This is a genomic window from Bacillus luti (assembly GCF_009739945.1).
Classification (GTDB): domain Bacteria; phylum Bacillota; class Bacilli; order Bacillales; family Bacillaceae_G; genus Bacillus_A; species Bacillus_A luti.
Genome location: NZ_CP040336.1, coordinates 4,214,343 through 4,226,727, shown reverse-complemented (window position 1 = coordinate 4,226,727; position 12,385 = coordinate 4,214,343). Strand labels below are relative to the sequence as shown.

11 protein-coding genes and 1 pseudogene are annotated in these 12,385 nt (G+C 38.5%); 10 read left to right on the top strand and 2 right to left on the bottom strand.

The genetic code is table 11. The annotated features are described in order from the left end of the window. Positions 1 to 7: 7 nt before the first annotated feature. Positions 8 to 187: a hypothetical protein gene (locus tag EUC40_RS21440; protein WP_149176410.1), complete on the bottom strand. Its 180-nt coding sequence runs from the start codon at positions 185 to 187 to the stop codon at positions 8 to 10. Between the two features lie 126 nt (positions 188 to 313). Between EUC40_RS21440 and EUC40_RS21435 the strand changes: the two genes are divergently transcribed. The 3 genes from EUC40_RS21435 to EUC40_RS21425 all read left to right on the top strand — a co-directional run bounded on the left by EUC40_RS21435 (position 314) and on the right by EUC40_RS21425 (position 4,331). Next, complete coding sequence (locus tag EUC40_RS21435; RefSeq protein ID WP_156576541.1) at positions 314 to 1,363, top strand: M42 family metallopeptidase; 1,050 nt, start codon at positions 314 to 316, stop codon at positions 1,361 to 1,363. 239 nt (positions 1,364 to 1,602) lie between these two features. Continuing rightward, complete coding sequence (locus EUC40_RS21430) at positions 1,603 to 3,219, top strand: N-acetylmuramoyl-L-alanine amidase (RefSeq protein ID WP_156576540.1); 1,617 nt, start codon at positions 1,603 to 1,605, stop codon at positions 3,217 to 3,219. A 158-nt stretch (positions 3,220 to 3,377) separates the two neighbouring features. Beyond that, the gene (locus EUC40_RS21425; protein WP_071710773.1) at positions 3,378 to 4,331 is read left to right on the top strand and encodes a TRM11 family SAM-dependent methyltransferase; all 954 of its coding nucleotides are present in this window, start codon (positions 3,378 to 3,380) and stop codon (positions 4,329 to 4,331) included. Positions 4,332 to 4,462: 131 nt separating this feature from the next. Here EUC40_RS21425 and EUC40_RS21420 read toward each other — a convergent pair. Further along, positions 4,463 to 4,653: pseudogene (locus EUC40_RS21420) on the bottom strand (YflJ family protein). A gap of 308 nt (positions 4,654 to 4,961) precedes the next feature. On the opposite strand from EUC40_RS21420, the gene EUC40_RS21415 reads away from it, so the two are divergent. The 7 genes from EUC40_RS21415 to lhgO all read left to right on the top strand — a co-directional run bounded on the left by EUC40_RS21415 (position 4,962) and on the right by lhgO (position 12,307). Next, entirely contained in the window at positions 4,962 to 6,386 is a 1,425-nt protein-coding gene (locus EUC40_RS21415) for an amino acid permease (protein ID WP_156576539.1), read from the top strand. A 17-nt stretch (positions 6,387 to 6,403) separates the two neighbouring features. Then, a complete protein-coding gene (gene gabT, locus EUC40_RS21410) occupies positions 6,404 to 7,723 on the top strand; it encodes a 4-aminobutyrate--2-oxoglutarate transaminase (protein WP_156576538.1) in 1,320 nt (439 codons plus the stop codon). A gap of 19 nt (positions 7,724 to 7,742) precedes the next feature. Then, a complete protein-coding gene (locus tag EUC40_RS21405; RefSeq protein ID WP_156576537.1) occupies positions 7,743 to 9,185 on the top strand; it encodes an aldehyde dehydrogenase family protein in 1,443 nt (480 codons plus the stop codon). A 32-nt stretch (positions 9,186 to 9,217) separates the two neighbouring features. Continuing rightward, on the top strand, positions 9,218 to 9,571 hold the full coding sequence (locus tag EUC40_RS21400; protein ID WP_071710769.1) for a DUF3870 domain-containing protein: 354 nt from the start codon (positions 9,218 to 9,220) through the stop codon (positions 9,569 to 9,571). Positions 9,572 to 9,664: 93 nt separating this feature from the next. Continuing rightward, on the top strand, positions 9,665 to 9,793 hold the full coding sequence (locus EUC40_RS27455; protein ID WP_280115248.1) for a hypothetical protein: 129 nt from the start codon (positions 9,665 to 9,667) through the stop codon (positions 9,791 to 9,793). 314 nt (positions 9,794 to 10,107) lie between these two features. Next, positions 10,108 to 11,046 carry a glutarate dioxygenase GlaH gene (gene glaH, locus EUC40_RS21395; RefSeq protein WP_071710768.1) on the top strand — a complete coding sequence of 313 codons (939 nt, stop codon included), beginning with the start codon at positions 10,108 to 10,110 and terminating at the stop codon, positions 11,044 to 11,046. Positions 11,047 to 11,104: 58 nt separating this feature from the next. Next, positions 11,105 to 12,307 carry an L-2-hydroxyglutarate oxidase gene (gene lhgO, locus EUC40_RS21390; protein WP_156576536.1) on the top strand — a complete coding sequence of 401 codons (1,203 nt, stop codon included), beginning with the start codon at positions 11,105 to 11,107 and terminating at the stop codon, positions 12,305 to 12,307. Positions 12,308 to 12,385: the final 78 nt, after the last annotated feature.

Genomic DNA, 12,385 nt, shown 5'->3' with positions numbered 1-12,385 from the left:
CATAGCGTTAGTGAGTAATGCTATGCTTTTTTGTTGCGATTAAACTAATGATAAAGAAGATAGCTGTTACTATCCAGCCGATTGTAATAGAAGTAGTAGTATGAACTGCGTAAGAAACTTGTAAGCAAAATAATGATGCTAAAAACCAAATGAGTGCAATGTGTACATGTTTTTTTGATATATTCATATGTCATAACTCCTTTTGTATACTAAAGTGAATTTTACTATAATTTAGAAAATTAAGCTATATGAGTAGAGGTTTTCTAGCAAATTTTGTATACTGAATAGTAGAGAAAATGAGGAGGAAACGACGATGGCACATCATACGAAAGAAACGATGGAACTTATTAAGGAGCTTGTCTCTATTCCGAGTCCATCTGGAAATACAGAGAAAATCATTCGTTTTATTGAAAACTATGTAAGTGAGTGGAACGTAGAAACGAAGCGTAACAATAAAGGCGCTCTTATTATTACGGTAAAAGGAAAAAATGATGCACAGCACCGTTTATTAACAGCGCACGTTGATACGTTAGGTGCGATGGTGAAAGAAATTAAGCCTGACGGTCGTCTTCGCCTTTCTATGATTGGTGGATTTCGCTGGAACTCTGTAGAAGGGGAATATTGCGAAATTGAAACATCAAGTGGTAAGACGTATACAGGAACGATTTTAATGCATCAAACATCTGTACACGTATATAAAGATGCAGGTGAAGCGAAACGTGATGAGCAAAATATTGAAGTTCGTATTGATGAGCGTGTTTCTTCGGTAAATGAAGTACGTGAATTAGGAATTGAAGTAGGCGACTTCGTTTCATTTGATCCGCGAGTTCAAATTACGGAGAGTGGATACATAAAATCACGTCATTTAGATGATAAAGTAAGTGTTGCGATTCTATTAAAATTAATTAAGAGATTACAAGATGAAAACGTAACATTACCATATACAACTCATTTCTTAATTTCTAATAATGAAGAAATCGGATACGGTGGTAATTCTAACATTCCAGAAGAAACGGTTGAATATTTAGCTGTTGATATGGGAGCGTTAGGTGATGGACAAACATCTGACGAATATACAGTATCGATTTGTGCGAAAGACTCTAGTGGTCCTTATCATTATGCACTGCGTAAACATTTAGTACAGCTTGCGAAAACGAACAATATTGAATATAAAGTAGATATTTATCCATTCTACGGCTCTGATGCATCAGCTGCGATTCGTGCTGGATTTGATGTGAAACATGCATTAATTGGAGCGGGTATTGATTCTTCTCATGCATTTGAGCGTACGCATGAAAGCTCGATTGCGCATACAGAAGCACTTATATATGCGTATGTAATGTCTAATTTAATTGAAGGCTAATTTCATAGAGAATAAAGAAAGCTGATTGAAAATAGTATTTTTGATCAGCTTTTTTGAATTTTATTTATATTTATTATTCCTTATATATCCACATTTAATAATAAGGGTGGGAAACGTATTTACTACAGTGATAGAATGTTATAAACTATTATAGGAGTTATTTACCAGTTAATATTTTTAATATTAGTTTGATTAAGAGAATTGTATAATGTGAGATTTCGAGAGGGGATTTATTTTTTATGAAGTACAAAGCAATAGCTGCTGGTATGTTAGCGGCAAGTTTACTAGCTTATCCAGTTAGTAGTTTAGCAGAAACGAAGAAGTTTACAGATGTTCCGGACAATGCATGGTCAAAAGATGCAATTTACTATTTAGTAGAGAGAAATGTAATTAGCGGTATGACGGACAGTACGTTTGTACCACAAGGTCTTTTAACACGTGCTGAAGCAGCGACAATTGTGGCGAAAGCAATTGGCTTAAAAGTTAATCCAGCGGCGAAGCCATCTTTTAATGATTCAAAAAATCATTGGGCAGCTCCATTTATTGCGGCAATTGAAAAAGAAAGTATTATTGCAGGACGAGGAGCAGGTGTATTCGATCCTGAAGGGAAAGTAACGCGTGCTGAGATGGCATCTATGCTTGTGAAATCTTATAAATTAAAAGATTTAGTAAAAGCCCCAATAACGAATAAATTTACTGATTTAGAAAATCACTTCGGTAAAGAAGCGGCAAATATTTTAGTAGCGTTAGAGATTTCCGCTGGTACAGGAGCGAAAACTTGGAGTCCGGATCTTTCTATACCACGTGAACAAGCAGCACAAATGACGTATAAAGCGGACAAGCTAAAGAAAAATGGTAATGATATTAGTAAACCAGAAGATACAAAGAAAGAAATGTATATTGATCGTAAGTTCATTACATATCACCAACCATCTTTATCATCAGGAATTACTGACGTGCAACATGAACCACAAAAAGTGGTAGTAAAAGAAGAGCGAGATGGATGGATTAAAATTGTAACGAGTAAAGGCGATAAATGGACACCTTTAAAAGAGAAAACAGAAGTGATTAAAGAAGAATTTACAACATATGCAGAAGCATCACATTCTTCTAAAGTGTTAGCGAAACGTGCGGCACAAACAGTAACAGTTATTGAAGAGAAAGATAGCTGGATTCGTATCCGTACAAATAGTGGATTCCAATGGCTTGATAAAAACCAACTAAACCCAGTGAAACAAGGTAATTTCTTAGAAGGTAAAGCGATTATTATTGATCCAGGTCACGGTGGAGAAGATCCAGGACATCTTGGTGTAAATATGGATGAAAGTGCTATTGTATTAGATACATCATTACGAGTACAAAAATTATTTGAAAAGAAAACACCATTTACTGTGTTATTAACACGTACAGATGATACACGCCCGGGAGTTGATTCTGGCGATTCTTTAAGAAAACGTGTAGAATTTGCTAATAAAAATAATGGTGACATTTTCGTAAGTATTCATGCTAATGGATATAACAACTCAGTAGAAGGTACCGAAACATATTATTATAGATCAGCAACACCAACACCAAATCCAAACAAAGAAGAAAGCCGTATACTGGCAGAAAAAGTACAAAAACGTTTAGTTAATGCCCTTGAGACGAACAATAGAGGGGTAAAAACAGATAACTTCTATGTAATTAAATATAATACAATGCCAGCTATTCTAACTGAACTAGGATTTATTGATGCAAAAAGTGAAGGTGAAAAGCTATCTTCAGAACAATGGAGACAACGTGCAGCGGAAGCGATTTATCAAGGTATTTTAGATTACTACGAAGCAATGGGTAATAACGTATCTTCTTTCCGTTAATATTTAAAAAGAGATTGCCAATAGGCAGTCTCTTTTATTTATGAAACAGATTATAAAGGTTTCTCTTTATTTCGGGCATGTGATATCATTTAATTTTATATGAAAAAACGTTCGAGTAGTTGTGATAATAATTTAAACTGATAAAGGATGATCATAGATTGAATAATCATAGTAAAACACCTGCATGTATATATACGTATGCATTTCGCGAGGAGGAGCGTGCTTTATGTTATTTGGAAATGCGCTCGTTCTTTGGAATGGAGTCCCACGTTAATATTTTGAAAAGTGACGTTAAGATTGATCCGAGTAGAAGTGCGTTTATTAAAGAACGCGTTGAAGTTATGTATGAAGGAGATGACTTAGAAAGCATCCTAAAACAAGTGGAACAAATTGACTTGGCGGGAGCGACGTTCAAAGTTATCTTCGTTAAAATAAATGACCTTGGGAAAGAAAATAAGATTGAATATGGAGAGCGTCGTCTTATTGAACGAGACCTTGGTATGCATATTGAAGGAGAAGCGGACGTTCGTAATCCAGAGCGCGTATTCGGGATTGTTCCTCTTGGAGGACGTTGGTATTTCGGACATTATGTAGAAAGTGAACCAGTTTGGTATCATCACATCAAAAAACCGCATAGCTATTCGACTTCTCTTAGCACACGTGTCGCGAGATCGGTTGCAAATATTGCTGTGCCAAATCCAGAGGGAGTACGAGCGATTGACCCGTGCTGCGGTATTGGAACGGTAGTAGTAGAAGCTCTTTCTATGGGAATTAACATTGTTGGTAGAGATATTAATCCACTTGTAGTTCTTGGAACGCGAAAAAACATCGCACATTTCGGCTTTGAAGGAACGGTAACAAAAGGTCCAATCGAGGAGATTACTGAAAACTATGATGTTGCCATTATCGATATGCCGTACGACTTATTTACGCACGCAACACCAGAAGATCAGCTTTCTATTCTTTCAAGCGCGCGCCGCATCGCTAAAAAAGTAGTCGTTGTTACGATGGAAACAATGGACGATATGATTCATGAAGCAGGATTTGAAATTACAGATCGTTGTATTACAAGAAAAGGATCATTTACTAGACAAATTCTTGTTTGTGAATAAGAAAGGAAGGTCACCCGTTTGGGTGACCTTTTTTGTTTGTATTGATGTGGGATTGGTTGGGAGGTTAGATGGATGATTTGAAAGTTCTAGCCGGATAGCCGATATATTCCAAGAGTTGTTTTGTTAGTAAATTACTGTTCTTTTAATTTTTCCTGTTGTGCGATTAATAAATTGCGTAAAACGTGCCCGCGGTAGCTTTCTAGCTTTCGTCCTTCATAGTAACGAACGCCTAATTTTTTCAGTTCGGCTACGTACCAGCCTTTTGTTCCGTAGTACATGAGATCACTTCCTTTTGCTTTTGAACAGTATATGTTGGGGTGATTTGGAAATTTCACCTCAAATTAATATTGAATATTCAGTTTATTTATATTATGATTAACTTATTATCGGATGACAGTGATTAGCCTCCCTGTAAGCCCGGATGTATGTTTGAAATGAATAGAGGAACTTCTTTCCCACTCGAGCTTCCTTAGCAGGAGGACGAGCCATAAGGATAGAGGCAGTAAAATTCAATGCAGCTGTATGCGTTGTTTTTCTGGCTCTTTTTATTTTTTCTTAAAACGTAGGAGGGGATTTTGAGAAAGCGTTATCAATGGATTGTGGCGCACGTTCATGCTAATGGAGGGGTTGGTGAACTGTTTGGCTAAAGAGAAAAAGGAGTTACAAAAGGATTTAAAAACGCGGCATATAACAATGATTTCGATTGGCGGGGTTATCGGGGGCGGTTTGTTTGTAGGGAGCGGGACGATTATTCAGTCATCAGGACCTGCGGCGATTTTTTCCTATATTATCGGTGCTTTAATGGTTGTGCTCGTGATGAGGATGCTAGGAGAGATGGCGGCGGAAAATCCTGATAGCGGTTCTTTCGCAACGTATGCGAATAAGGCAATTGGGCCGTGGGCAGGGTATACGATCGGATGGTTGTATTGGTTTAACTGGGTCATTATTATCGCAATCGAAGTGGTGCTTTTAGGCGTCATGATTAACAATTGGTTTCCTTCCATTCCAGCTTGGATTGCGAGTTTATGTATGGTCCTTTTAATGACGATGACGAATGTATATTCAGTAAAATTGTACGGTGAGTTTGAATATTGGTTAGCGTTTATTAAAGTTGTGGCGATTGTTGCGTTTTTAATTTTAGGAGTTTCGATGTTCTTTGGTCTCGTTCCAGGGGTGGATAGACCGAGTCTTTCTATTATTACAGAACACGGTGGTTTCTTCCCGAAAGGTATTGTCCCTGTCTTACTGAGCGTTGTGTTTATTTCGTTCTCGTTATCAGGAAGTGAAGTCGCAGCGATTGCGGCCGGGGAATCGGAAAATCCAGAGAAGAATGTTATACGAGCGATTAATAGTGTAGTATGGCGCCTTATGCTTTTCTTCGTCGGATCGGTAACAATTTTAGTTATGTTTATTCCGTGGACGGATAAGGAGTTATTAAAGCTTCCATATGCAAGTTTATTTAATATGGCAGGAGTACCGGCAGCCGCAGAAATTATGAATGGTGTTGTATTTTTATCGTTACTTTCCGTTATGAACTCGGGTATATATACGAGTTCGCGTATGTTATTTTCACTTGCGAAAAAAGGTGACGCTCCATCCGCCTTTTCAAAGTTAAATAGTAGAGGAACGCCGGTTATCGCAATCTATGCGAGTATCGTATTTGCATTTATTTGTGCGATGTTGAAATTTATATCTCCTGACAAACTGTTTGCGTTTTTAGCGAATAGTTCAGGTGGAGTAACGATGCTTATGTATATGTTCGTTGCCGTTTCGCATGTGAAGTTAAGACGAGAAAGGGAACTAGAAGGGGCTGGAAAGCTAAAAGTGAAAATGTGGTTATTCCCTTATCTCACATATGCAACGCTTTTAATGATTGTTACGATCTTTGTTTCGCAGGCGTTTATCGCAGATATGCGCATGCAGTTTTACATGACATTACTAGCTACTACCCTAGTAATCATAAGTTATTTCCTAAGAGTTAGAAAGTTAGATAAGCAAAAGTTGAATGATTTTACGATTATAAAAGATTCGGAAATTAGCATAGAAAAAGAATAAGAAAAGGGGTATGTTCCATGTTGAAAGATATTGTTACTACAAAATCTAGCATATTACATGAAAGAAGAAAAAATGCGGTGCCAGAAGGGCCATACAATATTACGGAGCTGTATGTGCAATCGGCAAAGGGAGCGATTATTACAGATATAGATGGGAATGAACTGATCGACTTTGCGGGCGGAATTGGTATGCAAAACGTTGGGCATTGTCATCCGAAAGTAGTGAAGGCGATTCAAGAACAAGTGGAATCTTCTATTCATAGTTGTTTCCACGTAGCGCCATATGAAAGTTATATTGCGTTAGCTGAAAGACTGAATGAATTAACGCCAGGTGATTTTAAGAAAAAAACGATGTTTGCTAATAGCGGAGCTGAAGCAGTAGAAAATGCAGTGAAGATAGCTAGAAAGGCAACGGGAAGAAGCGCAATCGTATCGTTCGAACGAGCTTATCACGGACGTACACTTATGACGATGTCACTTACAAGTAAGGTGAAACCGTACAAGCATGGATTTGGGCCGTTCGCATCCGAAGTGTATAAATTACCATATCCGTATTATTACCGTGCTGACGAAAGATTGACGCAAGAAGAAGTAGACGAACAAATTTTATCGTATTTCGAACGTTTTATGTTAGAAGAAGTCGCAAGTGATAATATAGCAGCGATTATTTTGGAACCCCTTCAAGGAGAAGGTGGATTTATCGTTCCGACGACTACATTTATGCGAGGTGTCCGAACTATTTGTGATAAGTACGGAATTGTAATGATTGCGGATGAAATTCAAACTGGTTTTGCTCGTACAGGAAGCTTATTTGCAATGGATCATTTCGGCGTAGCTCCTGATTTAATGACATTTTCAAAATCAATTGCTGCTGGCATGCCGCTTAGCGCAGTAACAGGAAGAGCGGAACTAATGGATGCACCTGGTCCTGGTCAACTTGGAGGTACATTCTCTGGAAGTCCAGTTGCTTGCGCAGCTGCGTTAGCTGTTTTAGATGTAATAGAAGAAGAGAATTTAGTAAATCGCGCTGCTGAAATTGGCGCACGTATGATGACAGTATTTAATAGTTGGAAAGAGAAATACGAACTAGTTGGTGATGTGAGAGGTATCGGCGCAATGACTGCAATCGAGCTTGTAAAAGACAGAGAAACGAAAGAGCCAGCGACGGAAGAAGTGAAAGCGATTATGAAGGAAACGCATAGTAAAGGGGTTATTACGATAAGTGCAGGTATTTATAGTAACGTACTTCGTTTCTTACCACCTCTCGTTATAACAGATGAACAGTTGGAAGAAGGGCTTACTATTTTAGAAGCGGCAATTGCAAAACTATCAAAATAAAAATGGTGGGGGCAGGGGAATGAAGTTTTTCAATTATATAAACGGTGAGTGGAGAGAGCCTTCCACAAATGCATACGTGAAAAATTATAATCCGCATAACGGGGAAGTGCTAGGCGAATTCCCGTTTAGTTCAGTAGAAGATACACGAGTGGCAATTGCATCAGCGAAAGAAGCTTTTTATAAATGGCAAAAGTTATCGTTTCAAGAAAGAGCAAGCTATTTATGGAAAGCGGCAGCTATTTTAAAAGAGAAGGTAAAGGAAATTGGCCGAGATGTAACGAATGAAGAAGGAAAGACGATTGCAGAAGGGATAGGCGAGACGAAGCGGGCAATTAGCATTCTTGAATATTATGCGGGGGAAGCGAATCAGCCGATTGGAGAGATCATTCCGTCTGCGAATGAAAGTACGATGCTTTACAGTAAACGTGTAGCAGTAGGCCCGGTCGGATTAATTACGCCGTGGAATTTTCCCATTGCGATTCCAGCGTGGAAAATGGCGCCGGCACTTATATACGGAAATACAATTGTCATTAAGCCGGCTGAAGTGACGCCAAAATCGGTGTACCATCTTGTAAGTGCGTTTCATGAGGCTGGTATTCCGGCAGGTGTTATAAACTGTGTGTTCGGCAAAGGATCTGAAGTGGGAGCAGAGTTAACGGGTAATCCGGATATAAAAGCAGTATCCTTTACTGGCTCTAATCACGTTGGAAATATCATTCAGAAAGCAGCCGTTGAAACGAGGAAAAAAGTGCAATTAGAAATGGGCGGGAAAAATCCGTTAGTGGTATTAAAAGATGCCGATATTGAAAAGGCGGTAACGATTACGATAAAAGGTGCGTTTATGTCCACGGGGCAAAAATGTACCGCAACAAGTAGAGTCATTGTAGAAGAGGGTATTTATGAAGCGTTTCGCGATCGACTATTGCAGCGCACGGAAGCTCTTACAGTTGGGGACCCGCTAGATAGTAATACATTTATGGGCCCATGTGTTTCCAAGGGGCAGCAGCAATCTGTTTTATCGATGATTGAAGTAGGAAAAGGAGAGGCTTCTTTACTGTATGGAGGCAGCGTGCCGGACGAAGCAGAATTGCAGGACGGTTGTTACGTGTTACCGACTATTTTTGAAAATGTAGATGTAGATGCACGCATTGCAAAAGAAGAAATTTTCGGCCCAGTTATATGTTTATTTAAAGTGAATAGTTATGAAGAAGCAGTTTCTGTAGCGAACGATACAGAATACGGACTAAGTGCATCGATTTGTACGAACAATTTAAGTTTGTCGCAAAGGTTTATTGATGATATGGAAGTTGGCATGGTTCATGTGAATTCAGAAACTGCAGGAGCAGAACCACAAGTTCCATTTGGCGGAATGAAAAACTCTAGTGCTGGCCCGCGTGAACAAGGAAAAGCGGCGAAAGAATTTTACACGAGAATAAAGACAGTATACGTAGATCAAGTATAAGTGCTAAAAAACATAGTAACGGAGGATGAAATATGCGTAAAGGGACATTTTTTATGGCAGGACACTCGAGACTTCCGAAAGGGATGGCTGTTCGCAGTATGTATGAAACATTAACAATTACAATTGAGGCAGATCATAAATATCATGTCATTATTGAAGCGTCATGTACGCTTGCGACAGAGCACGGTAGAGACTTCGTCGCTCAAATGTTGAGAGGACATAGTTTGCAAGATGGTATTGAAGAAATTGTGCAAGATATTACGGACCATTATCAAGGAAAAGCGCAAAATGCTATCGTCAGTGCGGTAAAAGATTTACATCGCCAATATGTAAGTTATTTAAATGATGAACAGCTCGAGGGAGAGTACGAGGAAACAACACCATAAAAACTGTCTAGTTTGTATAGCTATAAACGAGAGCCAGTTGTATTTCCGTTAACGGGATACGACTGGCTTATTTTTATTGAGGAGGCAAGGAATATGAAAAAGGTAAACGAAGTGCAAGTTGTAAAACAAGAGATGAAAAAAAGAGGCTGTGCGGAAAGTAAGGGGATTTGTAAAATGTGTAAAGTTTGTAGAGAAAATAAGAAAAAACGAATTGACAGTTAGAATATTTTGAATTATTATTTAATTAATCAATAAGATCCATTCGAGAAATTAGCCTTCTCTAAATTCGATCTTGTTTTCCTGCTTTACACATATTTTCATATGAACTGTCTATTATTATTGTACTTTAAGAGATTAAAGAACACTCGTAATTATGAGCCAGTTGTATGTATCTGCGATTGCTTTGTCGCGGATATATATGACTGGCTTTTTCGTTGTTAGGGCAGTAAGACCGAATCTCAGCATAAGAAGATAAGGATAACTGTCTGTAAAAAGCGTCAATACGTTCTTCATATTTCATTTAGGGAGGAATTGAAATGTCGATTATTACAGAACAAAGTGCGAAGAGGAAGTTTGCAAAGAAATATGAGGGATATGAAATTGTTCCTCATCCGGAGCATAAACGTTTATATCATATCGTATTAAATCAGCAGTTGCTTAAGCAGTTTTTTGAAGAGGTAAAAGAGCATTCAGAGCAGTCACTCCAATACATTCCGTATTCTCGGTTTAATCTTGCAGATAGTATGAGAAAGATTTTTGGGCAATCGTTTATGGATAACATTCGCGGCATTATTCATGACCGTGAAACGGGCGGATTTACAATTGGCGTACAAGGTGAAACGATAGATCCAGCAGATTACGTGAAATTTGCGACAGCGTTAACACATTTAATCGGATCGCCGAACTTTGATGCGATGACAGGAACGTATTATGCTAGATTTAATGTGAAAGATACGGATAGTAGTGATTCGTATCTCCGTCAAGCGTATCGATTATTTACACTTCATACAGATGGAACATTCGTTGATGAGCCAACTGACTGGCTTCTTATGATGAAAATTGAAGAGCAAAATGCAGTAGGAGGAGAATCTCGTTTACTACATTTAGACGATTGGGAAGATCTTCAAAAATTTAGAGATCATTCGCTTGCATCTGTTAAAATTACGTATAAAGCACCACCAAGTAAAAACTCGCAAGAAATCGTCTATCGTGAAACGTTTTTTGATGTAAATAACGCACCATGTATTTGCTTTATTGATCAGTTTGCGTATCCAGATAATATTGAACAAGCAAACTATCTGAAAGATTTATCGTATTCAGTTGAAAACTCACCGGCAACACATGCATTAAAACTACCAGTTGGTGATTTAGTTCTTTTAAACAATTTATTTTGGATGCACGGCAGAGCGGCATTCGAAAAGAATAAAGATTTATATAGAGAACTCATGCGTCAACGCGGTTGTTTTTCTAAATAATATGTACGGCGGGTCTTTCAAAGAGACCTGCCTTTTATACTATTAAGGGGGAAGTAGGATGTATGACTTTATAATTATTGGCGGAGGAATCGTTGGTCTTTCAACGGGAATGGCTTTAACGAAAAAGTTCCCTCATGCAAAAATCGCAATCATTGAAAAAGAAAAGGAACTAGCACATCATCAAACAGGACATAATAGCGGTGTCATTCACTCGGGTATTTACTATAAACCAGGGAGTTATAAAGCAAAATTCGCCAAAGAAGGAAACGCAGCGATGGTCCAATTTTGTGAAGAAAATGACATCGCTTATGACATGTGCGGCAAAGTCATTGTCGCGACAGAAAAAGAAGAACTTCCTCTTTTACATAATTTATACGAAAGAGGCTTACAAAACGGTTTACATATTTCTAAAATAGATAAAGAACAATTAGCAGAAGTCGAACCGCATGTAAAAGGACTAGGCGCAATCCGTGTTCCTTCGTGCGGGATCGCTGATTATAAAGGAGTCAGTTATGCATTTGCTCGTTTGATTCAAGAATGCGGCGGTGAGGTACACTTAGGAACAGCCGCAGAGCGTATTACAGAAAAGAAAGATGTCGTAACAATTGAGACGAACAAAGGCACATTTAAAGCGAAATTTCTCATTAACTGCGCCGGCTTACATAGCGATCGCATTGCGAAAAAGACAGGTATATTAACGGATATGAAAATCGTTCCGTTCCGCGGTGAATACTATGAACTCGTCCCAGAAAAACGCCATCTCGTAAAACATTTAATTTACCCAGTTCCAAACCCAGAATTCCCGTTTCTAGGTGTTCATTTCACAAGAATGATAAACGGAGACGTACATGCGGGACCGAACGCAGTATTAAGCTTCAAGCGCGAAGGCTACACGAAAAAAGACTTCGACATAAAAGACTTCATGGAAACAATGACATACACAGGATTCTGGAAAATGGCAATGCCAAACATGAAAGAAGGCATAAAAGAAATGGTGCGCTCATTCAGTAAACAATCATTCCTAAAAAGCTTACAGCGCCTCATACCAGAACTAACAGAAAAAGATATCGTCCCAACGCATGCAGGTGTAAGGGCACAAGCCATCTTATCGAACGGCAATATGGTTGATGACTTCTGCATTATTCCTGGCATCAATTCGCTGCATATTTGTAATGCACCATCCCCGGCGGCAACGGCAAGTATAAAGATTGGGGAGGAGATTGTAAGGCAAGTGCCGGATGTAGTGGCGGTTAGAGTTTGATTAGATTTTTATGAAAAATTTAATCTGTTAGATAAGAAGCTATTTTGATAACCTTTTGTCAAAATAGCTTCCCTCTTT

Excerpts from the sequence above, each read along its gene's own strand:
- EUC40_RS21440 (WP_149176410.1), bottom strand. The coding sequence starts at position 187 with ATGAATATATCAAAAAAACATGTACACATTGCACTCATTTGGTTTTTA.
- EUC40_RS21435 (WP_156576541.1), top strand. The coding sequence starts at position 314 with ATGGCACATCATACGAAAGAAACGATGGAACTTATTAAGGAGCTTGTC.
- EUC40_RS21430 (WP_156576540.1), top strand. The coding sequence starts at position 1,603 with ATGAAGTACAAAGCAATAGCTGCTGGTATGTTAGCGGCAAGTTTACTA.
- gabT (WP_156576538.1), top strand. The coding sequence starts at position 6,404 with ATGTTGAAAGATATTGTTACTACAAAATCTAGCATATTACATGAAAGA.
- EUC40_RS21405 (WP_156576537.1), top strand. The coding sequence starts at position 7,743 with ATGAAGTTTTTCAATTATATAAACGGTGAGTGGAGAGAGCCTTCCACA.
- EUC40_RS21400 (WP_071710769.1), top strand. The coding sequence starts at position 9,218 with ATGCGTAAAGGGACATTTTTTATGGCAGGACACTCGAGACTTCCGAAA.
- EUC40_RS27455 (WP_280115248.1), top strand. The coding sequence starts at position 9,665 with ATGAAAAAGGTAAACGAAGTGCAAGTTGTAAAACAAGAGATGAAAAAA.
- glaH (WP_071710768.1), top strand. The coding sequence starts at position 10,108 with ATGTCGATTATTACAGAACAAAGTGCGAAGAGGAAGTTTGCAAAGAAA.
- lhgO (WP_156576536.1), top strand. The coding sequence starts at position 11,105 with ATGTATGACTTTATAATTATTGGCGGAGGAATCGTTGGTCTTTCAACG.